The sequence below is a fragment of the Pseudomonas sp. Z3-8 genome, assembly GCF_051131975.1.
GTDB lineage: Bacteria > Pseudomonadota > Gammaproteobacteria > Pseudomonadales > Pseudomonadaceae > Aquipseudomonas.
This window is the reverse complement of record NZ_CP071643.1, coordinates 5,336,073-5,360,044: the sequence shown is the minus strand read 5'-3', so window position 1 is coordinate 5,360,044 and position 23,972 is coordinate 5,336,073. Positions and strand designations below refer to the sequence as shown.

Below are 23,972 nucleotides of genomic sequence, written 5' to 3'. Positions count from 1 at the left end.
ATCACTCCTTGTCGATGGTGGGCGGTAGCGCCCCGGGATTGAGGACCAACTGCATGAAGGTCAGGTCCAGCCAGCGACCAAACTTGGTGCCCACCTGGGGCATCTGCCCGGTGATGGCAAAACCGGCCCGCTCGTGCAGTCGAATCGACGCCGAGTTGCCGCTCTCGATGGCCGCAACCATCACGTGTTTGCCGCAGGCCCTGGCGCGCTCGATCAGCGCACTCATCAGCAACGGGCCGAGCCCATTGCCACGTTGATCGCTGCGTACGTACACCGAATGTTCCACGGTGTGGCGGAAACCGTCGAACGGCCGCCAGTCGCCGAATGAAGCGTAGCCGAGCACGTTATCTTCGGCGTCGCTGATCACCAGCACCGGATAACCCTGGGTTTGCCGGGCGCTGAACCAGGCCTGGCGATTGCCCAGGTCCACAGCCTGTTCGTTCCAGATCGCCGTGGTGTTGAGGACCGCATCGTTGTAGATGTCACGGATCGCCGGCAGGTCGGCAGGGCGGGCGTCACGAATCTGATAAGTCATGCCGCGACCTCAGGCGATGGGCTGGTGGACGGTGACCAGTTTGGTGCCGTCGGGGAATGTCGCCTCGACCTGGATCTCGGGGATCATTTGCGGAATGCCTTCCATCACCTGCTCGCGGCTCAGCAGCGTTGTGCCGTAGTGCATCAGCTCGGCCACGGTCTGGCCGTCACGAGCACCTTCCAGCAGCGCGGCGGAAATGTAGGCCATGGCTTCCGGATAGTTGAGCTTCAGGCCACGAGCCAGGCGCCGCTCGGCGACGAGGCCGGCGGTGAAGATCAGCAGCTTGTCTTTTTCGCGTGGGGTCAGGTCCATGTGCAGTCCAGTAAGGGCAGAAAAAATTTTGCGGTAGACACATTCCACTGTGGGAGCGAGCCTGCTCGCGAAAGCGGTGTGTCAGTCAACAATCATGTTGGATGTTCTATTGCTTTCGCGAGCAGGCTCGCTCCCACAGATGAAATAACTAAGTACTCCAGATTCTCGGTGGCATGGCTTCTCGTCCGAGCAAAGCGGGCCTGAGCAAGCGCCACAGTTCAATCAACCACCCGCGCGCCAGTAATGCCTCGCTCGCCAGGCAGCGGGCGACGACCAGGCCGGGCAACTGGGTCAGGTCGCCGCGCACGGCATGGCCGAGGGATCGGCAGCGCTCCAGCAGCTCGCTGTCGATCTCGCCGGTTACCAGCAACGTCGCAAACACCGGATCACCGCCCAGCCCGATGGGGGAATCGAGCAAGCCGTCACCGCCGACAATGCGCTGGCGTTCATGCCACAGCAACTGGCCGTCGCGGCGAATGTCCAGCCGCGATTGAAAGTGGCCGAGATCGAAGCGTTCGCCGCTGGCCGGTCGGCCGAGGGCAACCATATCCCAGTAGAACAGCCGGGCGTCGCCCTGCAGATCGATGCAGGTGCTGAGTTCGGCCTGTGCCGCGCTGAAGACGATGGTTTCCTGAGGCAGCCATTCCAGGGTCGCACCGCCAGCCACGCTCAGTTTCAGTTGCTGGTACGCCGGGCCGGCCGCGCGGTACCACTTGGCCGCGCCGGGGCTGGTCAGTTGCGCCCAGGCACCGGGGCCGACGTGAGCCGAGATGTCCAGCCGATCACCGCCGGCAATCCCGCCGGGCGGGTGGACGATGATGTGCTGGCAGACTTCGGGACCTTCGGCGTACAGGTGTTTCTGCACCCGCAGTGGACCTTTGTGGCGACGCTGGACCGGACGCGTGCAGTCGCCGAATCGGGCATAGGCCAAGTCCAGCTCGGCGTGCCAGCTGGGGGTGAAGAGGGCGGAGGGCGATACAGGTAGATTCATGATTTTCTGATTATCGTCGGGACGCCAAGACTAGATCGTTACCAGCCCGCGCACACCCTCGGCTTGCATATTTTCGCCGCGGCCTTGCTGGACGATCTCGCCCCGGGACATCACCAGGTACTGATCGGCCAGCTCGGCGGCGAAGTCATAGAACTGCTCCACCAGCAAGATCGCCATGTCGCCCCGGGCCGCGAGTTGCCTGATTACCGCGCCAATCTCCTTGATCACCGACGGCTGGATGCCTTCGGTGGGCTCGTCGAGAATCAGCAGGCGCGGACGGCTGGCCAGGGCCCGGCCAATGGCGAGCTGCTGTTGCTGACCACCAGACAGGTCACCGCCGCGGCGTTGTTTCATCTGTAGCAGCACCGGGAACAGTTCATAGATGAAGGCCGGCACTTCCTTGGCCTCGGAACCCGGGAAGCGCGAAAGCCCCATCAGCAGGTTTTCTTCCACCGTCAGCCGAGCGAAAATTTCCCGGCCCTGGGGCACATAGGCGATGCCGGCATGTACCCGCTGGTGCGGCTTGAAGCCGGTGATGGCCTTGCCTTCCCAACTCACCACGCCTTCCTTGGCCGGCAGCAGGCCCATCAGGCATTTGAGCAGGGTGGTCTTGCCCACACCGTTGCGGCCCAGCAGGCACGTCACCTCGCCGACCTTCACGTCGAACGACAGGCCCCGCAGGATGTGGCTACCGCCGTAGTACTGGTGCAGCTTGTCGACTTGCAGCATTGTTTGAATCCCCTTATGCCCCTTGTGGGAGCGAGCCTGCTCGCGAAAGCGATGTGTCAGTCGATATTCATTGTTGAATGTTCCGTTGCTTCGCGAGCAGGCTCGCTCCCACAGGAAAACTACTTCTATCGCCTCATCGACCGAGATACACCTCGATCACCCGCTCATCGGCCTGCACCTGCTCCAGCGACCCTTCGGCCAACACGCTGCCCTGGTGCAGCACGGTGACGTGATCGGCGATCGCGCCGACGAAGCCCATATCGTGTTCCACCACCATCAGCGAATGTTTGCCGGCCAGGGATTTGAACAGCTCGGCGGTGAAGTCGGTCTCGGCGTCGGTCATGCCCGCCACCGGCTCGTCGAGCAGCAGCAGTTGCGGGTCCTGGACCAGCAGCATGCCAATCTCCAGAAATTGCTTCTGCCCGTGAGACAGCAACCCGGCGGCGCGATTGACCGAGGCGGTGAGGCGGATGGTTTCAAGCACTTCGCCGATACGGTCATGTTGTTCGCCGGTCAGTTTCGCCCGCAGGCTGGCCCATACCGATTTGTCGGTCTTGAGCGCCAGTTCCAGATTCTCGAACACGCTCAAGGCTTCGAACACCGTCGGCTTCTGGAACTTGCGGCCGATACCGGCCTGGGCAATCTGCACTTCGCTCATGCTGGTCAGGTCCAGGGTTTCGCCAAACCAGGCCTTGCCGTGGCTGGGTCGGGTCTTGCCGGTAATGACGTCCATCAAGGTGGTCTTGCCGGCACCGTTGGGGCCGATGATGCAGCGCAATTCGCCGACGCCGATGTACAGGTTCAGATCGTTGAGCGCCTTGAAACCGTCGAAGCTGACGCTGATGTCTTCCAGGGTCAGGATGGTGCCGTGGCGGGTGTTCAGGCCCACGCCAGCGGCGTGGCCGAGGCCGATCGCATCGCGGCTGCTGCCTTGGTCCCGATTGGCATCGACAGGGGGCTCGATAATCGGTTCGAGCATGAAGTCCGCCGTGGGTGTGATTCGCATCATTCGCCCCTTTTCTTCAGCAAGCCGATCACGCCCTTGGGCAGATACAGCGTCACGACAATGAACAACGCGCCGAGGAAGAACAGCCAGTACTCAGGAAACGCCACGGTGAACCAGCTCTTCATGCCATTGACCACGCCAGCGCCCAGCAGCGGTCCGATCAGCGTGCCGCGCCCGCCAAGGGCCACCCACACGGCAGCTTCGATTGAATTGGTCGGCGACATTTCGCTGGGGTTGATGATGCCCACCTGCGGCACGTACAGCGCCCCCGCCAGGCCGCACAACACTGCGCTCAACACCCAGACGAACAGCTTGAAACCACGGGGATCGTAGCCGCAGAACATCAGGCGATTTTCCGCATCGCGCAGGGCCGTCAGCACCCGTCCGAACTTGCTGCGGGCCAGGCGCCAACCGATGAACAGGCTCGCCACCAGCAACAGCACCGTGGCAAAAAACAGCACCGCGCGGGTGCCCGGCTCGGTGATGCCAAAGCCCAGGATCGAACGGAAATTGGTGAAGCCGTTGTTGCCGCCAAAACCCGTCTCGTTGCGGAAAAACAGCAGCATCCCGGCGAAGGTAAGGGCCTGGGTCATGATCGAGAAATACACGCCCTTGATCCGCGAGCGGAACGCGAAGAAGCCGAAAACCAGTGCCAGCAAACCGGGTGCCAGCACCACCAGGCACAGCGCCCAGAGGAAACTGTCGGTGCCGGCCCAGTACCAGGGCAGTTCGGTCCACGACAAAAACGTCATGAATGCCGGAAGGCCGTCACCGGCGGCCTGGCGCATCAGGTACATGCCCATGGCGTAGCCGCCCAGGGCGAAGAACAGGCCGTGACCGAGGGAGAGCAGGCCGGCGTAGCCCCAGACCAGGTCCAGCGCCAGGGCGACGATGGCATAGCAGAGGATCTTGCCCACCAGGGTCAGCGTGTACGCCGAGATGTGCAGCGGATTGTCCGCCGCCAGCAACGACAGCAACGGCAGGCTCAGCAGCACGGCGAGAATCAGCGCGCCAACGGCAACGGTGAGTTTGGGACCGGCCTTTTGTGTGGCCGTGAGCATCAGGGGCTGGTTCATCAGTCGATTACCCGTCCTTTGAGCGCGAAGAGGCCTTGCGGACGCTTCTGGATGAACAGAATGATCAGCGCAAGGATCAGGATCTTGCCGAGCACGGCGCCGATCTGCGGTTCGAGGATCTTGTTGGCGATGCCCAGGCCGAACGCGGCGAATACGCTGCCGGCCAGTTGGCCGACGCCGCCAAGTACTACCACCAGGAACGAGTCGATGATGTAGCTCTGGCCCAGGTCCGGGCCGACGTTGCCGATCTGGCTCAAAGCCACGCCGCCGAGCCCGGCGATGCCCGAGCCGAGGCCGAAAGCGAGCATGTCGACCCGCCCGGTGGGCACGCCGCAGCAGGCGGCCATGTTGCGGTTCTGGGTCACGGCGCGCACGTTCAGGCCCAGGCGCGTCTTGTTCAGCAACAGCCAGGTCAGGACCACCACGAACAGCGCGAAGGCGATGATCACGATGCGGTTGTACGGCAGCACCAGGTTCGGCAGCACCTGGATCCCACCCGAGAGCCAGGCCGGGTTGGCGACTTCGACGTTCTGCGCGCCGAACACCAGGCGCACCAGCTGAATCAGCATCAGGCTGATGCCCCAGGTGGCGAGCAGGGTTTCCAGCGGGCGCCCGTAGAGGTGGCGGATCACCGTGCGCTCCAGTGCCATGCCGATGGCCGCGGTGATGAAAAACGCCACCGGCAGGGCGATCAGCGGGTAGAACTCGATGGCGTTCGGGGCGAAGCGCTGGAACAGCATCTGCACCACATACGTGGAGTAGGCGCCGAGCATCAGCATCTCGCCGTGGGCCATGTTGATCACCCCGAGCAGGCCAAAGGTGATTGCCAGGCCGAGGGCGGCGAGCAGCAGGATCGAGCCCAGGGACATGCCGCTGAAGGCCTGGCCCAGCAGCTCGCCGATGAGCAGTTTGCGCTTGACCTGGCCGAGGCTGGTTTCAGCGGCGGTGCGCACGGCGGCATCGGTTTCGACGCCGGGTTCGAGCAGGGCTTCCAGGCGGGTGCGGGCCAGCGGGTCGCCGGTTTCCCCCAACAGGCGGACGGCGGCCAGGCGCACGGAAGGGTTGGCATCGACCAGTTGCAGGTTCGCCAGGGCCAGGCTCAGGGCGGCATGCACGTCTTCGTCCTGCTCACCGGCCAGTTGCCGATCAAGAAACGCCAGTTGCGCGGGGCGGGCACTTTTTTGCAACTGCTGCGCGGCAGTCAGGCGTACGCGGGCGTCCACGGCGAGTAGCTGGTGGCTGGCGAGAGCGGTTTCGATCAGCCCTCGCAAACGGTTGTTCAGGCGCAGGGTCTTTGGCTGGCCGTCGATGGTCAATTGGCCTTGCTGCAGGGCATTGATCAATTCGACGCGCGCGGGGTCGGGCTGCGCGGCCCAGGCTTCCAGGAGCTTGGCCTGCTGGGTCGGGTTGGCGGCGACGAAGTCTTCGGCTTCGCCGGCGTTGGCGCCCAGCGGCAACAGCAGCACCAGGGCGAGGATGAGGCGGTAAAGGGCGGTGGGCATAAGCTAGGCCTTGCGCAAACTTCTTTCTCTGTGGGAGCGAGCCTGCTCGCGAATGCGGTGGGTCAGCCTGGATGAATATCGCTGATACACAGCATTCGCGAGCAGGCTCGCTCCCACAAGGGTTGTGTGTCGGTCCGGGAATTCGGCCCGACACCCATGGGCTCAGTTGCTCTTCACCGCATAGTCAGGCTTCTTGTCGTTGCCGGCGATGAACGGGCTCCACGGCTGGGCGCGGATCGGCCCTTCGGTCTGCCAGACCACGTTGAACTGACCGTCGGCCTGGATCTCGCCGATCATCACCGGCTTGTGCAGGTGATGGTTGGTCTTGTCCATGGTCAGGGTGTAACCCGACGGCGCGGCGAAGGTCTGGCCGGCCAGGGCTTCGCGGACTTTGTCGACATCGGTGGACTTGGCTTTTTCCACCGCTTGCGCCCACATGTGGATGCCGACGTAGGTGGCTTCCATCGGGTCGTTGGTTACCGCTTTGTCGGCGCCCGGCAGGTTCTTGGCCTTGGCGTAGGCCTTCCAGGAATCGACGAATTTCTTGTTCGCCGGGTTATCCACGGATTCGAAGTAGTTCCACGCCGCCAGGTTACCCACCAGCGGTTTGGTGTCGATGCCGCGCAGTTCCTCTTCGCCCACCGAGAAGGCCACGACCGGTACATCGGTGGCTTTCAGGCCCTGGTTCGCCAGCTCTTTATAAAACGGTACGTTGGAATCGCCATTGACCGTGGAGATGACGGCGGTCTTGCCGCCGGCCGAGAATTTCTTGATGTTGGCAACGATGGTCTGGTAATCGCTGTGGCCGAACGGGGTGTAGACCTCTTCGATATCCTTGTCCGCCACGCCTTTGGAGTGCAGGAACGAACGCAGGATCTTGTTGGTGGTGCGCGGATAGACGTAGTCGGTGCCCAGCAGGAAGTAGCGCTTGGCGCTGCCGCCTTCTTCGCTCATCAGGTATTCCACCGCCGGGATCGCCTGCTGGTTTGGCGCTGCGCCGGTGTAGAAAACGTTCGGCGACATTTCTTCGCCTTCGTACTGCACCGGATAGAACAGCAGGCCGTTGAGTTCTTCGAACACCGGCAACACGGATTTGCGCGACACCGAGGTCCAGCAGCCGAACACCACGGCGACCTTGTCCTGAGTCAGCAACTGGCGGCCCTTTTCAGCGAACAGCGGCCAGTTCGATGCCGGGTCCACGACCACCGCTTCAAGCTTCTTGCCGTTCACTCCACCCTTGGCGTTGATCTCGTCGATGGTCATCAACGCCATGTCCTTGAGGGACGTTTCGGAGATCGCCATGGTCCCGGACAACGAATGCAGGATGCCGACCTTGATGGTCTCGGCGGCCTGGACGGTCCAGGCCATGCCCATCGCGGCAATGCTTGCCGAGAGTGTAAAAGCCTTGATCAAGCTATGACGCTTCATTGTGCGATCTCCGTGGTCTTTATGTTTTTCTGGATGGCAGATGCAAACGCTGAAAGCGCTTTTGCAAGGGGTGTGCCCGGTCGGGGAAAGGCTTTGAAATGCGGGGCCGGCGGCAAGAGAGGGAAGTGACGATGCACCATCAGCGACCACATCGCTGATGCTGGTGCAGGATGGCGCTCCGCATTGGGGCGCGGATGAGGTTGACCCAAGGTGAAATTATCGCCCGCCCGACTATGCTGACTCTTCTGCCGTTGCGAAGTAGGGAAAGCCGTTTGAACGACTCTGGCGCTGCAAGCTATTTTCTTCTCGACGAGACGGCAGCATTCGCCGTGTTGCCTGAAGTCAAACCGGCCGAGCATCCGCAATGGATGCACGTGACGCATTTGCGAGAAGCGAGATATTCGCTGATTCTCACCGCCGGGGAACATCTGCGAAGTAGCCAGCTGGATGTGTTTTCCGATTCCAGACTCTACATTCGTTTTTCGGCAGCGCTGCCAGGCATCAGTGTCGACGGGCTCACGTGTTCAGTTGTTTTTGTCGATGATCCAGGTCAAACCGAATTTCCACTCGGAATGTTTCATATTTGCGGAGGATCTACGCCGTCGGAATGGCGGTCGGTCGATCTGGATCTGGCTTGGTTGGCGGGGAAACGTGGCCGTCTCTTGGTAACGTGCGGGCCAGGGGCAAAAAATGACCCTACAGCCGACTGGTTGGCGATAGCTGACTTGTGCGTTGCCAGGGAAGGAGTGATGAAGCTTCTCCTGGCGAAAACACACCATCAGATGCGCGTGAAAAACGAGATAGCACACTTCAGTAGCGTCTACCGGAACGAGTTTTACTCGAACGTTCAGGAGCGACAGAGTGAAGCGGCCATGGGCGTAGCTCGCAACGTTCGCCGATTGAATGGCCTGGCTCCGGCGCAAGGGCAGGGTGCCCAGTCCGAGATGGTGATTCCGGAACCGTTTGAAGGAGAGGTCGCCTACTCCTATGCCATTCGTATGCTGAGGGCGAACGTCCCGCAAACGCCGCCCGACTTTCAAGCAAGGCTACGTCGGAAAGTCAGGGATCACGGTGCAATAAAAGTCCTGTCGATCTGCAGCGGTGCCGCGCGGATAGAAGCTGGTCTGTCGGCCGCTGTTCCGGAAGGCGTGGAATGGTCACTGCTGGATATCAATGAAGACCTGCTTCACATCGCGGCGAAGCAGTTTTCTTCAGGGGTCGGCCTCGATCTGATCGTGGCCGATGCGAATAACCTGGTGCCTACCGGTGAGCAGTGGGACGTTATTATCTGCGTCTCGGCATTGCACCATTTGATCGAGCTGGAAAAAGTGATGCTCTTTATCTCCCATAGTTTGAAAAACGATGGCGAGTTCTGGAGTGTGGGTGAGGCCGTGGGGCGCAATGGCAATCGCTTGTGGCCTGAGGCAATAATTGCGGCCGATGCAGCGTTCTCGGCATTGCCGGCACGCTACCGGCTAAACGCCGATACCCAGGTTGTCGATGCTGTCATTCCAGACAAGGACCACTCGATCGGGTGCTTCGAGGGTATTCGAAGTGAGGAAATTACCGCGCTCCTCGAACGTTGGCTCAAGCCGGTAGATGTTTACCGAACCAACTGCTTCCTCTGGCGAATGGTCAATCTCGCCTACAGTGGAAATTTTAATCTTGCAAAAGCCGAGGACCGGGCGTTGGTCATTGATATGGTTCGAGCGGAGCTGGAGCATTTTCGAAATGGCGGCCTTGGTACCGAGCTATTCGGCGTGTACAAGAAGAAGCATCTTTTCAGCGACGGCGCATCAGACCCATAAAGAACAGCCCACCGATAGCGGCTGTAGCGACTCCGATCGGCAAATCCTCCGGCGCGATCAGCGTGCGAGCCGCCACGTCCACCCAAACCAGGAACAGGCTGCCCAGCAGCACGCAGGCCGGCAACAGCCGACGATGCTCGGCGCCCACCAGGCGGCGGGCGATGTGGGGCACCATCAGCCCGACAAAACCGATCGAGCCGCTGATGGACACCAGTACGCCGGTCATCAAGGACGCGATCAGGAAAATCCATAGCCGCACCTTCGCCGCGTTCAGCCCCAGGGTCACGGCGGTCTGCTCCCCGGCCATCAGCGCGTTCAACGGCCGGGCCATGCCCAGCAGCAACACCAGCCCCAGCAATACACTGGCGGCTGGCACCGCGAGCAGTTCCCAGCGTGCCAGGCCCAGGCCGCCGAGCATCCAGAACATCACCGCCGAACTGGCGCGATGGTCTCCGAGAAACAGCAGCAGGTTGGCCGCCGCCATCATCACGAATGACACCGCTACGCCGCAGAGCAGCAGGCGATCACTCTCCAGGCGGCCCTGGCGGGCAGCGATGGCCAACACCAGCAACATACTCAACAGCGCGCCGATGAAGGCGGCCAGCGGCAGGGTCAGCAGGCCGATGATCTCGCCGACGTGCAACACCACGATGACCGCTCCGAGGGTGGCGCCGGAGGTGACGCCGAGCAGGTGCGGATCGGCCAGCGGGTTGCGTGTCACCGCTTGCAGCACCGCGCCGATCAACGCCAACCCTGCGCCTACCAGCGCCCCGAGCAGCAGGCGCGGGACGCGGATCAGCCAGACGATATGCTCCTGGCCGGCTGTCCAATGCACCTCGCCGACACCGAAAGCCTTGTGCAGCAGCAGGTCCCAGACCACGGCCACCGGTACTCGCGCGGGCCCGAAACCCAGCGACACCACGCACGACACCAGGAGCAGCGCGCCGAGCAGTAGCAGCAGTGCACCATAGCGACGATCGTTCATTGGCCGTGCAAACCCCGCGCCAGGGTTTGCACCGCCAGCACGTTATCGATACCTGGCGTGGCCTGCACGTAAGGGATCACGACGAAGCGCCGGTGCTTGATCGCATCGACTGATTGCAGGGCCGGGTTGCTCAACAGGAATTGCTGTTTCTGCTCGGCACTGACTTCGCCGTAATCGACGATCACGATGACTTGGGGGTTACGCTCCACCACGTTTTCCCAATTGACGCGGGTCCAACTGGCGTCCACGTCATCCAGAATGTTGCGCCCGCCGGCTGCGTCGATCAGGGCCTGGGGCATGCCCAGGCGGCCGGAGGTCATGGCCCGGTCTTCGCCGCTGTCATACAGGAACACTCGCGGTTGTCGGGTTGGCAGGTGCTTGCGCACTTCGGCGACCTGGGCCTGCATCGTGGCGATCAGCGCGTTGGCGCGATCCTGCACGTCGAAGATTTTCCCAAGGTTGCGCAGGTCGTTGTAGGTGTCCTCCAGCGAGGCCGCCGGGCGTTTCATCACGAACGCGCAGGACTCGGTCAGTTCGTAGACGTTGATGCCCAGCGGTTGCAGGGTCTGCGGAGTCAGGTCGCCGCCGACGCGCATGCCGTAGTCCCAACCGGCGAAGAAAAAATCGACGTTGGCGTCGAGCAGGGTTTCCACCGAGGGATATTTGGCGGCCAGTTCCGGCAGGCCATCGAGGATCTTGGCCATGTCCGGCGTCACCGATTTCCAGCCGCTGATGCCGCTGTAGCCAACCATGCGTGGTTTTAGTCCCAGGGCCAGCATCATCTGGGTCATGTTGATGTCATGGCTGACGGCGTGCCGAGGGGCCTCGTTGAACATCACCTGGCGGTTGCAGCTCTGGATCGTCAACGGGTAGCGGCTGGTCTCGGCCTGGACATGCAAACTTGCCAGCAATAACGGAAGCAACAGCAGGGGACGCAGGATCATGGTCGGGTTATCCAGGTGATTCGTGGGTAGTCGGCCAGCGGGTGTTCGTCCACCAGGGCCGCGACGCCGAACACTTCGCGCAACAGGTCTACAGTGAGGACGTCCCTGGGCGTGCCGCTGGCGACGATGCGCCCGTGTTCGATCACGTACAGGCGGTCGCAGAACGCGGCGGCAAGGTTCAGGTCATGAATGCTGGCGAGGGTGCCGATGCCCAGGCCCTTGATCAGTTGCAGCAACTGCAATTGATAGCGCGGGTCGAGGTGATTGGTCGGTTCGTCGAGGATCAGCAACTGCGGCTGCTGGGCCAGGGCGCGTGCGAGGATCACCCGTTGCTTCTCACCGCCCGAGAGCGTGGCGAATGCATGGTCGCCAAAGCCTGCAAGCCCGGCCGACTCCAATGCCTGGAGCACCAGTCGGCGATCTTCCTGATTGTCACCATCGAACAGACCCTTGTGCGGCGTGCGCCCCATCGCGACCACCTCATCCACCGTCAGGCCGAAGGCGTCGGGAAACTCTTGCAGCACCACGGCGATGCGTTGGGCGCACCAGCGCGAGGGCTGTTTCCAGACGTTGTGGTGTTCGAGTCTGACCTCGCCGCTTTCTGGCCGGCTGAAGCGGTAGGCGCAGCGCAACAGGCTGGTCTTGCCGCTGCCGTTGGGCCCGATCAACCCGACAAACTCCCCGGCCGCCACCTGCAACGTGGCATCACGCAGTTGGAACTGGTGATGGCAGTGGCCATGGCCCAGCGGGGTCCAGGCGAGGTGGGAGAGGGTTAGCGAGGTCATGCATTTACTCGAATCATGGGCGGCGCGCGGGTCTTGGGAGCGAGCTTGCTCGCGATAGCGGTGGTTCAGCTTGCATCATTGTTGAAGTACTGCCGCCATCGCGAGCAAGCTCGCTCCCACAGGGATGGTGTTTAGGTTTGGAAGGCGGGCGCGATTGTAGAGGCTTCGCGCCGCTTTCCGTCAACGCGCAATTCTCAGCTTGAAGATGAAGCGGCTTCAGGCTGGCGATTGAACCGTGTAACAAGTCGGTCCAACAGCCACACCACCACCAGCGACGCCCCCACCAACGGGAACACCACCGCCAGGGCCAACATGATGAACACACCGGTCTTCCACGTCGGCAGGTCGTGGCGCAGTGGCGGCACGCCGAACTTGCCCTGGGGCCGGCGTTTCCACCAGATCACCATTCCGCTCACGGCGCTGAGCAGGATCATCAGGCAGATCAGCAGGACGATGATCTGGTTCACCGGACCGAACATCTTGCCTTCGTGCAGCATCACCCCGGTCTCGGTGGCGCGGGCAACGACGTTGTAGTGCTCCCAACGCACGTCGGCCAGGACTTTGCCGGTGTACTGGTCCACGTGCAAGGTCGCGTCGTTGCGCGGGTCATCGGCAAACACGGCGATGGTGAATACGCCCGAGGCGGTCGTTGGCAGGGTGATGCTGTAGCCGGGCTCGACCTTGCGCTCGGTGGCGATGTCTTGCACCGCTTGCAGGCTGACGGTGGGTGCGGCGGGGCCTTCGTGCATGCCGCCATGGGCCATGTGTTCGGCGTGGTCGCCGGACATCGGCATTGGCGTGTTCTCCACCGCCCAGGGCACGGTCTGGCGATGGGCGTTGTTGAGGCTGCCGGCCTCGATGTCGGACTTCGGTACGTCGTTCCACATCGCCGCCGGGAAACGGTTCCAGAGGTCGGCGTACTGCTTGCCCCAGAAGCCGGTCCAGGTCATGCCGCTGAGCAGCATCACCAGCAGGAACGCCGCGCCCCAGAAACCGACAACGATGTGCAAGTCGCGCCAGAACACCCGACCGCGAGCACCCCAGCGCGGCCACAGCACGCCGGCCGAGGACTGCCCACGCGGCCACCACAGGTACAGTCCGGAAACCACCAGCACCACGCCCCAGCCGGCAGCCATTTCCACCAGCCGGTCACCGACGGTGCCGATCAGCAATTCACCGTGAATCGCCCGGGCCATAGCTTGCAGGTTGTCTTTCGCGTCCTGCTCGCCGAGCACGTCGCCGTGGTACGGGTCGATGAACACATTCAGCTCCCGACCCTTGTCGATCACCACGAATTGCGCGCTGCGCTCGGCGTTGATCGGCGGCAGGTACTGTTTGACCTGGCCTTCGGGGTAAGCCTGGCGGACCTGCTTGAGCAGGTCGTCCGCCGCCAGGCTGTGATGCCCGGCCGGTACGTTCAGCAGGTTGCCGTACATCAACGGATCGAGTTGCGGCTTGAACAGGTAGATGATCCCGGTCAGGGCCAGCATCACCATGAACGGCGCCACGAACAGCCCGGCATAAAAATGCCAGCGCCAGGCCAGGTTGTAGAAATTGGGTTTCGGTTGGCTCATTGCAAAGCGCTCCGCAGGGCAAATTCGGTTGTCATGTTGTGCGGCTGCCGGGCAGCCGATAGCAGGTGAGCCTTGACTAAGCACAGACCCCGTGGCGAGGGAGCTTGCTCCCGCTGGGCTGCGCAGCGGCCCTTGGCTTTTGCGGTTGCTACGCAACCGAGCGGGAGCAAGCTCCCTCGCCACAAGGTCAGGTGTCAGGTCTTGCCTGCGTTGTCAGGCACTCATCCGTGTTCAGGGCAGCGTTGGGCTGTCCTTTGCGACCGGGTGAGCAGGTGCGGGCTTACGCGTCGAGTGGCGGTGCGCGGGTGCGGGCGCCCGGAAAGAACGCCGGTCGGGCATGACCCAGGCGCGGGGAAGGGCTGGTGAAGGTGTGTCTGGGAGGGGTGTCGAAGACGGCGAATGTGTGGCCGCCAGGCAGCGCCGGGCAATTGAACAGCAGGCTGCAATAACCGCATTTTTCCCATAACGCGTGGTGTTCGCTCTGGGGCGCGCAGTGCTCGGCCGCCGGCGCTTCATGCACCGGCATGTCCATGCTCATCTCCATTTCCATGCTCACGGACACAGGCATGGACATGCGCTGATCCATCGGCATCGACTGGGAAACCAGTGGTCCGATAAAGATCATCAGCATGGCGAACAGGCTGATCCAGCTGCCGCGTGTCAGGCTCATGGGCTGACGGCGGTGCCTGGACGGGCTGGCGCGACGAGGTTGCATAGGCGGCTACGTCTACTGGGCGTGCTGGTGTGTCTTGGCGCCGTCGGGTGCTTTTTTCTGCACCGCGACATCCACCGTCACGTCCCCGGCCTTTTCGAAATGCAGGGTCATGGGGAAACGTTTGCCGTCGCTGAGCAAGCTGCGGTCCTTCAGGTCCAGCAACATCACGTGATAGGCCATCGGCGCGAAGGTGACGGTCGCACCGGGGGCGATGGCGACGACGGGCACCGGTTGCATTTTCATCAGGTCGTTTTGCATCACATGTTCATGGAGCTCGGCCTTGCCGGCAATCGGCGAGTCGACGCCGAGCAGTTTGTCGGCGGTGGCGCCGCCGTTGTGAATCACGAAGTACGCGGCCACGGTTGGCGCGTTGGGCGGCAACTCCTGGGACCACGGGTGGGCGATCTCAAGCTCGGCGGCCTTGTACTGGTGCGCCTGGGCGAGGCCAGCCGGGAGCAGCAGGGCGGCCAGCAGGATGAGTCTGTTCAACATGGCAATTCTCCGGAACGATTCAGGACGCAGTTTCATGCGGGAAGAATCAGGCCAGAGGCGAAGCACGGGGGTTGAGGCTGGGCCATTGCTGGCGCGGGGTCGGGCTGTCGAGCTTTGCGTGGGCCGTACCGCGATCGGCCCGTTGTGCGTCCAGATACAACTGCGGGGCGTGCCCGGCAAGCGCCATCAGCGGCGCCGGGCCTGAGCAGCACCAGCAATGTTGCATCGTCGAGTGATTGTCTTTCTGTGGCGTGCCTTGTTCCAGCTTGCCCAGGGAAACCGCCAGCATCTTCGTGCCGCTGGACGAGCAGAAACTGCCCCACAGCATTTGTTCCGCTGGCGTACTGGCGGCTGCACCGGCGCTATTGGAAAGCGGCATGGCAAGCATGTTGAACAGCACTGCGAAGCAGGCGATCCAGGCAAATGCAAGCCGTTGTCGGGACATGGGGCAATCCGCTCGGTTGGGCGATCAGGTGGCGGTATTTAGCCTGATCGGTGTCCAGAAGTAAAAAGGCCACGTGCGGTGTAGGGTCGCAGGGCTGGTGTTAACAGTAGCAATGGATCTTCAAATGGTCGTCGCACGTAACTTCAAGCCCAGAGCTTTCATGACTTTGATGATAGTTGTGAATTCTGGATTGCCCGCACTGCCCAGGGCTTTATAAAGACTCTCTCGCCCGAGCCCGGCATCACGGGCGATCTGCGTCATGCCTTTTGCCCTGGCGATATCGTTGAGAGCTGCGCGAACCAGTGCGCCGTCACCGCTATCTTCTTCAAAACAGGCATCCAGATAAGCAGCCATCTCCTCCGGTGTCTTGAGGTAGCTGGCTGCATCGAAACGTGTAAATTCTGCGGTCATGATTCACTCCTCGTCACTCATGGCTTGCGCTATTTGAACAGCGCGTTTGATGTCCCGTTTCTGAGTTGATTTGTCACCTCCCGCAAGCAGCAGGTAAAGCACGGAGTCTCGACGGGCAAAATACACTCGATAACCTGGGCCCGAGTGAATGCGCATCTCATACACTGCGTTGCCGACTGGTTCGCAATCACCAAGATTGCCATGCTCAGCAGATCGAATCCTGGCAATGATGCGAGCTTTCCCTGTGACGTCTCTCAAACCGTCAAGCCAGCTTGAGAAGATCCGGGACTGTACAAATTCGATCATTGGATCGTATTCCTTGGGATACGCTGTGGCAAGCAGCGCTTTTCCAGGCGCGAGACGGATCGCTCATGCTTGTTGACTGCCAGACGCTGAGGTGGGTATCAAGGAGCGGAACTATAGAATTGAATGTCTTGGACGAAACAGCCGGCTGCGTCTGGAAAACTTGTCAGAAATGTCTCGCTGATCTGCTGAATTCAAAAGCCGTTGGGTACGGATAAAGCGTCCAGCACGTCATTGACCGCTGCAAACTCCCGATCCACCCCCGCCAACACCGGTCGCTTCAACACCAGCACTGGCACCCCCCGCTCCCGGGCCACCTCCAGCTTCGGCTCGGTGGCCGTGCTGCCGCTGTTCTTGCTGACCAGCACATCGATTCGTCGCCGTTCGAACAGTTCGCGTTCACCGTCAATGTGAAACGGCCCACGGGCGCCGATGACTTCGCAGCGTTCGTTGCCGGGGTAAACGTCCAGTGCTCGCAGCGTCCAGAACTGTTCGGCGGGGATTTCCTGCAGATGCTGCAGCGGCTCCCGGCCGAGGGTGAACAAGGGGCGGCGGAAAGGCTGCAAGGCCTGGATCAGTTCGGCCCAGTCGGCCACTTCGCGCCAGTCATCGCCGGCCCGTGGGCGCCAGGCCGGACGGCGCAGGGCCCAGCAGGGGATGGCGCAGGCGCGGGCGGCACGGGCGGCGTTGTAGCTGATTTGCGCGGCGTAGGGGTGGGTTGCGTCCAATAGCAGGTCGATGCCCTCGGCGCGGATGAATTGCGCCAGGCCTTCGGCGCCGCCGTAGCCGCCGACACGTACCTGGCAGGTCAGGTCGGTGGGGACGCGACCGATGCCCGCCAAGCTGTAGATGTGCTCGGGGCCGAGCGTGCGAGCGATGGCCAGGGCCTCGGTGACGCCACCGAGGAGCAGGATGCGTTTCATTTAAAGGCTCCAGCGTGGCCGACGATTGCGCCCTGACGGTCGATGGCGAAGACTTCGACCTGGACCTGGGCCGGGACCACGCTGCGAGCGAAGGCCAGGGCGTGCTCGCACACGGCATCACCGAGGGCGATGCCGACGGCGCTGGCCATCGCGAGGGCTTGCTGGCTGGTGTTGGCTTGACGAATGTCGTGCTGCAACTTCTCATCGGCCCCGATTGCCGCCGCCCATTTGGCCAGTTGTGGCAGGTCGATGCTTGAATGGCGGCTGTGCAGGTCCATATGCCCGGCGGCGAGTTTGCTGATCTTGCCGAAGCCGCCGCAAAGACTGAGCTTTTCCACCGGCACCTTGCGCACATGCTTGAGCACGGCGCCGACAAAGTCGCCCATTTCGATCAAGGCGATTTCCGGCAGGTTGTAGACCCGGCGCATGGTGTCTTCGCTGGCATTGCCGGTGCACGCGGCGATATGCAGGTAGCCGTTGGTTTTCGCCACGTCGACGCCCTGGTGGATCGACGCTATGTAGGCTGCGCAGGAAAACGGCCGGACGATGCCGCTGGTGCCGAGGATCGACAGACCGCCGAGGATGCCGAGTCGCGGATTCATGGTTTTCAGCGCCAGGGCTTCGCCGCCCTCGACATTGACCGTGACTTCGAACCCCCCGGCATAACCGCTTTCCTCGGCCAGGCGACCCAGGTGATCGTTGATCATTTTGCGCGGCACCGGGTTGATCGCCGGCTCACCGACAGCCAGGACCAGTCCCGGTCGCGTCACCGTGCCGACGCCACGACCGGCAACAAAACGCACGCCAGGTTCGGCAATCAGGCGCACCTGGGAAAACAACAGCGCGCCATGAGTCACGTCCGGGTCATCTCCAGCGTCCTTGATCGTTCCGGCCTCGGCACCTTGTTGGGTCAGCCGGCAGAACTCCAGGCGCATCTGCACCTGCTTGCCCTTGGGCAGGACGATTTCCACGGCATCGGCCTCGGTGCCGCACAGCAGCAGTCGCGCCGCCGCCAGGCTGGTGGCCGTGGCGCAACTGCCGGTGGTCAGGCCGCTGCGCAGGGGGGCGGGTTGCTCGGCGGTTTCGTCACGCATCGAGAGGTTTCGTCAGGTCCAGCAAGGTGATTGGCAAGGCTTGGCGCCAGGTATCGAATGCGCCCAAAGGCTGGGCCTGGGCGACATGGATGCGGGTCAGCTCACCGCCGTGGCGTTCGCGCCAGCTCATCAGTGTCATCTCGCTTTGCAGGGCCACGGCATTGGCGACGAGCCGACCGCCAGGCTTGAGCCGGGCCCAACAGGCATCAAGCACGCCTTCGCGGGTGACGCCGCCACCGATGAACACCGCGTCCGGACGCTCCAGGTTCTCCAGCGCCTGCGGGGCGCTGCCGCGAATCAACTGGAGGCCGGGCACGCCAAGGGTGTCGCGGTTGCGTTCGATCAAGGCTTGGCGGCCTTCGTCGGCTTCGATGGCCAGGGCTCGGCAACTGGGGTGGGCGCGCATCCATTCGATGCCGATCGAGCCGCTGCCGGCGCCGACGTCCCAGAGCAGCTCGCCGGGAGTCGGGGCGAGGCGAGCCAGGGTGACGGCACGCACGTCGCGCTTGGTCAGCTGGCCGTCATGCTCGAAAGCGCTGTCCGGCAGGCCGGCCAGGCGTGACAGGCGCTGCGTCGACGGATCGGCCCGGCATTCGATGGCGATCAGGTTCAGATCGGCGACCGCCTCATCGGACCAGTGCGCAGCGCAACCGTCGATCCGTCGTTCTGCCGCACCGCCCAAATGCTCCAGCACGGTCATGGCACTCGGGCCGAATCCGCGCTCGCGCAGCAGTGTTGCCACGGCGCCGGGGCTGTGGCGGTCGTTACTCAGCAGCAACAGCCTGACGCCACTGGACAAGTGCGCATTGAGCGCCGCCAGGGGGCGGGCCACCAGCGACAGCGTGACTGCGTCCTGCAACGGCCAGCCCATGCGCGCCGCCGCCAGCGAGCAGGAGGATGGCGCGGGGATGACCTGCATTTCCTCGGCCGGCAGCTGTTTCGCCAGGCTGGCGCCGACGCCATAGAACATCGGATCGCCACTGGCCAGCACGCACACCGGCTCGCCCCGTCGAGCCAGCAGCGGTTCCAGGGAGAACGGGCTGGGCCACAGCACCCGCTCGCCGCGGATACACAGCGGCAGCAGTTCCAACTGACGGGCGCTGCCCAGTATCCGCGACGCCCGCAGCAATGCATGGCGGGCCGTTCGGCCCAGGCCCTTGAAGCCCTCTTCACCGATGCCCACTACGGTCAGCCAGGGGGTCATCTCTGTTCCTCGAATAAATGGGTTGATCGCCAGGGTTGTTGCCGCCGCGAACCGGGTCGCCATCATACCGTGCCTCGACGGATCTGACGTGAACCATCCCTTGTGGGAGCGAGCTTGCTCGCGATGACGGCGTTACATTCAACATTATCTTTCCAGACAGACCGCTATCGCGAGCAAGCTCGCTCCCACAGGGGATTTGCGGTGAGCATGGGATTTATGTGCCCACCATCAGCAATCCGACCGGCAAGCTTTTCATGACCATAGGCAAAGCAGGCATAATGGCGGCCCTCGCCGCTGCGGCGTTTCCTATTTACCGGTTCTGCCTTGAACGAACGTCCATCTTCCAACGTCATTCGCCCCTCGGGTTGTCCGGGGTTGCTGCGTGTCGTCCAGGCACTGGACGGAGGAATCTGCCGAATCAAGCTCGATGGCGGCGTCATCCACGCGGATCAGGCCGAAACCGTCGCGTGGGTGGCCGAGCAGTTCGCCGGGGGCGTGATCGAGGCCACTAACCGCGGCAACTTGCAGATCCGCGGTATCGGCCCTGAGCCGGATGCATTGATCGAGCCGTTGCTGGCCGCCGGGCTTGGCCCGCGCAAGGCGGCCGGCGATGACGTGCGCAACCTGATGCTCAGCCCCTCGGCGGGGCTCGACCGGCAGATGCTGTTCGACACCCGTCCGCTGGCCGCGCAGATCCTCTTCACCCTGCAAACCCATGAACGCTTCCACGAACTCTCGGCCAAGTTCGCCGTGCAGTTGGACGGTGGCGAAGCCTTGGCGATGCTCGAGCATCACCATGACCTGTGGCTATCGGCGCTTGTCCAGCACGGCGAGCCCTGGCTTGCCTTTGGCTTGGCCGGTTCGCCATTGGACACGCCGGCGGGCAAGGTGCCCCTGGCCCAAGGGCATGCCCTGGTGGTAGCGGTGCTGGAGCTGTTTCTCGAACTGGCCCGCCCGGACCAGAACCGCATGCGCCAACTGCTGGCTGAATGTGCCGTGGATGAATTCATGACCCGGTTGGCCGGCCGCGTGCCGCTGCAACCTTGCCTTGACTGGCGGCGGAGTGCGTCGCCCGGCGGCCTGCACATCGGTATTCATTCCCAGCACGACGAACGGGTCTATGTCGGCGCGGCGGCGCCCCTCGGCCGGCTTGATACGGTCATGCTGCGCGGCGCGGCGCAGTTGGCGCGGGAGAAGGGCGACGGCAATCTTCGTTTCACTCCCTGGCAAAGCCTGTTGCTGCCCAACGTGCGCCGCGAAAATGCGGATGCCGTGTTGACCCAGCTCGACGCGCTGGGCCTGTTGTGTTCGCTCGATCACTCCCTGGCGCAACTCATCGCCTGCACCGGCTCCAGTGGCTGTGGCAAAGGCCTGGCCGACACCAAGGGCGATGCCCGCCAGTTGGCGGATCTGCTGCAACGCCCGGGCCAGGCTTTGAGCATTCATCTGTCCGGCTGCCAGCGATCGTGCGCGGCGGCCCACATCGCCCCGGCGACGTTGCTGGCGGTCGCCCCCGGTCGTTACGACCTCTATTTTCGTGATGCCGCGTTGCCGGGTTTCGGCGCGCTGCAAGCACACAATCTGACAATCGAAGCGCTCGGCCACTGGCTCGACGCTCATCCCCGGAGCTCCCTTGATGCTTGATTACATCCGCGACGGTCAGGAGATCTATCGCAACTCCTTCGCGATCATCCGCGCCGAGGCCAATCTGGCGCGCATTCCTGCCGATCTGGAAAAACTCGCGGTGCGGGTGATCCACGCCTGCGGCATGGTCGAGGCGGTCGATGGCCTGCAGTTTTCCGCAGGTGCAGGCGCGGCGGGGCGCCAGGCACTGGCGGCCGGTGCGCCGATCCTGTGTGATGCGCGGATGGTGTCCGAGGGCGTGACCCGGGCGCGCCTGCCGGCCAACAATCCGGTGATCTGCACCTTGCGCGACGACAGCGTGCCAGCGCTGGCCCGCGAGCTGGGCAACACTCGCTCGGCGGCCGCGCTGGAGCTGTGGCGTCCACACCTGGAAGGTAGCGTCGTGGTCATCGGCAACGCACCGACCGCGCTGTTCTATCTGCTGGAAATGCTCGATGCCGGCGCGCCGAAGCCGGCCCTGATCCTTGGCTTCCCGGTGGGTTTTGTTGGCGCCGCCGAGTCCAAGGCCGCGCTGGCGGCCGACAGCCGAGGCGTGCCGTTCGTGATCATGCAAGGCCGCCTGGGCGGCAGCGCCATGGCCGCCGCCGCCGTCAATGCCCTCGCCACGGAGGTTGAATGATGCAGCAGCCTGGACGCTTGATCGGCCTCGGCGTAGGGCCGGGTGACCCGGAACTGATCACGGTCAAGGCCCTGCGCCTGCTGCGGGAATCGCCGGTGGTGGCGTACTTCGTCGCCAAGGGCAAGAAAGGCAACGCCTTCGGCATCATCGAGGCCCATCTGCAGGACGCGCAGACCCTGCTGCCACTGGTCTACCCGGTCACTACCGAAGTGCTGCCGGCGCCGTTGTCCTATGAAGAGGTAATCGCCGACTTCTATGACACCGCCGCCGAGCAACTCGCCGTGCACCTGGATGCCGGTCGCGACGTGGCGGTAATCTGCGAGGGCGATCCGTTTTTCTACGGCTCCTACATGTACCTGCACGACCGCCTGGCCGAGCGCTACGAGGCCGAGGTCATTCCCGGCGTGTGTTCGATGCTCGGTGGTGCCTCGGTGCTGGGAGCCCCGCTGGTCTATCGCAACCAGAGCCTGTCGGTGCTCTCCGGCGTCCTGCCCCACGACGATCTCAAGCGTCGGCTGGCCGATGCCGATGCGGCGGTGATCATGAAGCTGGGGCGCAATTTTCCCAAGGTTCGGCAGGTGCTTGAGGAACTGGGCATGGACGGGCGGGCGCTGTACGTCGAGCGCGCGACCATGGCCAACCAGAAAATCGTGCCGCTGGATGAAGTCGAGCCGATGTCTTCGCCGTACTTCTCGCTGATCATCGTCCCGGGCGAGCGGTGGCAGGGATGAGGAAGGCTGCGGCAATTGTCATCCTCGGTCCGGGCAGCCTCGCGACGGCCCGGCGTATCCAGCAGTGCTATCCCGAAGCGCTGATCCATGGCCTCGTCGGGCGGGTCGAGGGCGATCGGCAATACCTTGAGTTCGGCACCACATTGCGCGAACTCTATCGACAGGACACGCCGATCATTGCGCTGTGCGCGGCGGGCATCGTCATTCGCACCCTCGCGCCGCTGTTGCTGGAAAAGGGCGTCGAGCCGCCGGTGCTGGCGGTGGCCGAGGATGGCAGCGCCGTGGTGCCGCTGCTGGGCGGTCTGGGCGGCGTGAATGTCATGGCCCGGGAAATCGCGACAGCGCTGCAAGTCGCCCCGGCGATCACCACCAGCGGCGAGTTGCGTTTTGGCACCTGCCTGCTCAATCCACCGAGCGGCTACAGCCTCGGCGACCTGGAGCAGGGCAAGCGCTTCGTGTCCGACCTGCTCGCCGGCGAGCCGGTGCGGGTCGAAGGCGCGGCGCCGTGGCTGGACCAGGCGCAGTTGCCTCAGGATGCGCAGGCACGGTTGGCGATACGCATCGACAGCGCCGCGGGTGTACCCGCGCCGGACGAATTGCGGATCTATCCGCGCAACGTGGTGGTCGCGGTGAGTGCCGGCACGCCGGACGTGTCGATTGCGGTCAGCGACGCGCTGCACCGAGCCGGCCTCGCCGTGCAATCGCTGGCGTGCCTGCTGGCGGCGGACAGCGACATGGCCCGCGTCGAGTTGCACCACGCGGCGCTGGCGCTGGGCGTGCCGCTGCGCTTCGCGCGGGCCAGCGATGACATCGAGCAATGGTTGGGTGATGCGTTGGGCCTGCCGGTTTCGTTGCAACCAATGGGCGGCGTGGCCATCGCCGTGGCTGAGCGGCCCGTCGACCCGCTGCAGCTTGGCCGTGCGCGCGGACGTCTGGCGGTGATCGGCCTTGGCCCTGGAGCGGCAGAGTTGATGGTCCCGGCCGTGCGTGCCGAACTCGACCGCGCCAACGATGTGCTCGGTTATGAGACTTACGTGCGCATGGCCGAGCCTTTGCGGGCCGACCAGGTGCAGCATTGCACCGACAACCGCGAAGAAATGCAGCGTGCCCGACATGCCTTCGAACTGGCGGCTCAGGGCCGGTCGGTGGTTGTGGTGTCATCCGGCGACCCTGGCGTATTCGCCATGGCTGCCGCTGTACTGGAAGCGCTGCATGAGTCGACTGATGCCGACTGGCATAACGTCGACCTGCAAATCCTGCCAGGCGTCTCGGCCTCCCTGGCCACGGCGGCCCAGGCCGGCGCGCCGCTGGGTCATGATTTCTGCGTGATGTCGTTGTCGGATAATCTCAAGCCGTGGTCGATCATCGAGAAACGCCTGGACCTGGCGGCCGAGGCAGACCTGGCCCTGGCGTTCTACAACCCGATCTCCCGCTCCCGTCCGTGGCAACTGGGGCGGGCGCTGGAAATCGTCGCACAACACCGCGCGGCGGATACTCCAGTAGTGCTGGGACGTGACATCGGCCGACCGGGCCAGACCCTGCGCGTCACCACGCTAGGGCAACTGGCCCCGGACCAGGTGGACATGCGCACCATGGTGCTGATCGGTTCCTCCACCACCTGCGTATTTCCGCGCGTCGAAGGTGGCGACTGGGTGTATACGCCGCGTTGGTACGGCGATAAGCCAGGGGCATGAGTGAGTGCCATGGTGCCCAAGT

The 23,972-nt window shown here is 63.4% G+C and carries 25 protein-coding genes; 5 read left to right on the top strand and 20 right to left on the bottom strand.

Annotated features, from left to right (window positions below):
* Position 1: 1 nt before the first annotated feature.
* From J3P94_RS24470 to urtA, 8 genes are all read right to left on the bottom strand, one after another.
* Entirely contained in the window at positions 2-535 is a 534-nt protein-coding gene (locus tag J3P94_RS24470; RefSeq protein ID WP_434569965.1) for a GNAT family N-acetyltransferase, read from the bottom strand.
* 9 nt (positions 536-544) lie between these two features.
* Positions 545-847 (bottom strand): urease subunit gamma, encoded by a 303-nt coding sequence (gene ureA / locus J3P94_RS24465; RefSeq protein ID WP_434569964.1) that lies wholly within the window; start codon positions 845-847, stop codon positions 545-547.
* Positions 848-995: 148 nt separating this feature from the next.
* Positions 996-1,838 carry an urease accessory protein UreD gene (locus J3P94_RS24460; protein ID WP_434569963.1) on the bottom strand — a complete coding sequence of 281 codons (843 nt, stop codon included), beginning with the start codon at positions 1,836-1,838 and terminating at the stop codon, positions 996-998.
* Positions 1,839-1,868: 30 nt separating this feature from the next.
* Positions 1,869-2,567, bottom strand: coding sequence for an urea ABC transporter ATP-binding subunit UrtE (gene urtE / locus J3P94_RS24455; protein WP_434569962.1), 699 nt, complete (start codon positions 2,565-2,567; stop codon positions 1,869-1,871).
* A gap of 133 nt (positions 2,568-2,700) precedes the next feature.
* On the bottom strand, positions 2,701-3,573 hold the full coding sequence (urtD, locus tag J3P94_RS24450; RefSeq protein WP_434574294.1) for an urea ABC transporter ATP-binding protein UrtD: 873 nt from the start codon (positions 3,571-3,573) through the stop codon (positions 2,701-2,703).
* On the bottom strand, positions 3,573-4,649 hold the full coding sequence (gene urtC / locus J3P94_RS24445; protein ID WP_434569961.1) for an urea ABC transporter permease subunit UrtC: 1,077 nt from the start codon (positions 4,647-4,649) through the stop codon (positions 3,573-3,575). Before urtC ends, urtD begins: the two co-directional genes overlap by 1 nt.
* Positions 4,649-6,151, bottom strand: a complete 1,503-nt coding sequence (gene urtB, locus J3P94_RS24440) for an urea ABC transporter permease subunit UrtB (RefSeq protein WP_434569960.1) — start codon at positions 6,149-6,151, stop codon at positions 4,649-4,651. Before urtB ends, urtC begins: the two co-directional genes overlap by 1 nt.
* A gap of 162 nt (positions 6,152-6,313) precedes the next feature.
* On the bottom strand, positions 6,314-7,579 hold the full coding sequence (gene urtA, locus J3P94_RS24435; protein ID WP_434569959.1) for an urea ABC transporter substrate-binding protein: 1,266 nt from the start codon (positions 7,577-7,579) through the stop codon (positions 6,314-6,316).
* Positions 7,580-7,851: 272 nt separating this feature from the next.
* Here urtA and J3P94_RS24430 point away from each other — a divergent pair, with 272 nt between their 5' ends.
* Positions 7,852-9,387 (top strand): class I SAM-dependent methyltransferase, encoded by a 1,536-nt coding sequence (locus tag J3P94_RS24430; RefSeq protein ID WP_434569958.1) that lies wholly within the window; start codon positions 7,852-7,854, stop codon positions 9,385-9,387.
* Here the strand turns inward: J3P94_RS24430 and J3P94_RS24425 are convergent.
* From J3P94_RS24425 to cbiE, 12 genes are all read right to left on the bottom strand, one after another.
* Entirely contained in the window at positions 9,362-10,372 is a 1,011-nt protein-coding gene (locus tag J3P94_RS24425; RefSeq protein ID WP_434569957.1) for a FecCD family ABC transporter permease, read from the bottom strand. The genes J3P94_RS24430 and J3P94_RS24425 overlap by 26 nt on opposite strands.
* A complete protein-coding gene (locus J3P94_RS24420; protein WP_434569956.1) occupies positions 10,369-11,316 on the bottom strand; it encodes an ABC transporter substrate-binding protein in 948 nt (315 codons plus the stop codon). Before J3P94_RS24420 ends, J3P94_RS24425 begins: the two co-directional genes overlap by 4 nt.
* Entirely contained in the window at positions 11,313-12,101 is a 789-nt protein-coding gene (locus J3P94_RS24415; protein ID WP_434569955.1) for an ABC transporter ATP-binding protein, read from the bottom strand. The genes J3P94_RS24420 and J3P94_RS24415 overlap by 4 nt, the downstream gene beginning before the upstream one ends.
* 194 nt (positions 12,102-12,295) lie before the next feature.
* Positions 12,296-13,675, bottom strand: coding sequence for a PepSY-associated TM helix domain-containing protein (locus J3P94_RS24410; protein WP_434569954.1), 1,380 nt, complete (start codon positions 13,673-13,675; stop codon positions 12,296-12,298).
* 280 nt (positions 13,676-13,955) lie between these two features.
* A complete protein-coding gene (locus J3P94_RS24405; protein ID WP_434569953.1) occupies positions 13,956-14,345 on the bottom strand; it encodes a DUF2946 domain-containing protein in 390 nt (129 codons plus the stop codon).
* 57 nt (positions 14,346-14,402) lie between these two features.
* Positions 14,403-14,882, bottom strand: a complete 480-nt coding sequence (locus tag J3P94_RS24400) for a copper chaperone PCu(A)C (protein WP_434569952.1) — start codon at positions 14,880-14,882, stop codon at positions 14,403-14,405.
* Positions 14,883-14,928: 46 nt separating this feature from the next.
* The gene (locus J3P94_RS24395) at positions 14,929-15,327 is read right to left on the bottom strand and encodes a DUF2946 domain-containing protein (protein WP_434569951.1); all 399 of its coding nucleotides are present in this window, start codon (positions 15,325-15,327) and stop codon (positions 14,929-14,931) included.
* 120 nt (positions 15,328-15,447) lie between these two features.
* Positions 15,448-15,738 (bottom strand): addiction module antidote protein, encoded by a 291-nt coding sequence (locus J3P94_RS24390; protein ID WP_305497099.1) that lies wholly within the window; start codon positions 15,736-15,738, stop codon positions 15,448-15,450.
* Between the two features lie 3 nt (positions 15,739-15,741).
* Complete coding sequence (locus J3P94_RS24385; RefSeq protein WP_434569950.1) at positions 15,742-16,044, bottom strand: type II toxin-antitoxin system RelE/ParE family toxin; 303 nt, start codon at positions 16,042-16,044, stop codon at positions 15,742-15,744.
* Positions 16,045-16,235: 191 nt separating this feature from the next.
* Positions 16,236-16,964 (bottom strand): cobalt-precorrin-6A reductase, encoded by a 729-nt coding sequence (locus tag J3P94_RS24380; RefSeq protein WP_434569949.1) that lies wholly within the window; start codon positions 16,962-16,964, stop codon positions 16,236-16,238.
* Positions 16,961-18,058 (bottom strand): cobalt-precorrin-5B (C(1))-methyltransferase, encoded by a 1,098-nt coding sequence (locus J3P94_RS24375; RefSeq protein ID WP_434569948.1) that lies wholly within the window; start codon positions 18,056-18,058, stop codon positions 16,961-16,963. Before J3P94_RS24375 ends, J3P94_RS24380 begins: the two co-directional genes overlap by 4 nt.
* Positions 18,051-19,262, bottom strand: coding sequence for a precorrin-6y C5,15-methyltransferase (decarboxylating) subunit CbiE (cbiE, locus tag J3P94_RS24370; RefSeq protein WP_434569947.1), 1,212 nt, complete (start codon positions 19,260-19,262; stop codon positions 18,051-18,053). Before cbiE ends, J3P94_RS24375 begins: the two co-directional genes overlap by 8 nt.
* Before the next feature lie 324 nt (positions 19,263-19,586).
* On the opposite strand from cbiE, the gene cobG reads away from it, so the two are divergent.
* Genes cobG through cobJ form a run of 4 tightly spaced genes read left to right on the top strand, consistent with a single transcriptional unit; the run spans position 19,587 to position 23,950 of the window.
* Positions 19,587-20,906 (top strand): precorrin-3B synthase, encoded by a 1,320-nt coding sequence (gene cobG, locus J3P94_RS24365; RefSeq protein ID WP_434569946.1) that lies wholly within the window; start codon positions 19,587-19,589, stop codon positions 20,904-20,906.
* Entirely contained in the window at positions 20,899-21,525 is a 627-nt protein-coding gene (locus tag J3P94_RS24360; RefSeq protein ID WP_434569945.1) for a precorrin-8X methylmutase, read from the top strand. The genes cobG and J3P94_RS24360 overlap by 8 nt, the downstream gene beginning before the upstream one ends.
* Positions 21,525-22,256, top strand: a complete 732-nt coding sequence (locus J3P94_RS24355; RefSeq protein ID WP_305501368.1) for a precorrin-2 C(20)-methyltransferase — start codon at positions 21,525-21,527, stop codon at positions 22,254-22,256. Before J3P94_RS24360 ends, J3P94_RS24355 begins: the two co-directional genes overlap by 1 nt.
* The gene (gene cobJ, locus J3P94_RS24350; protein WP_434569944.1) at positions 22,253-23,950 is read left to right on the top strand and encodes a precorrin-3B C(17)-methyltransferase; all 1,698 of its coding nucleotides are present in this window, start codon (positions 22,253-22,255) and stop codon (positions 23,948-23,950) included. The genes J3P94_RS24355 and cobJ overlap by 4 nt, the downstream gene beginning before the upstream one ends.
* Positions 23,951-23,972 lie beyond the last annotated feature (22 nt).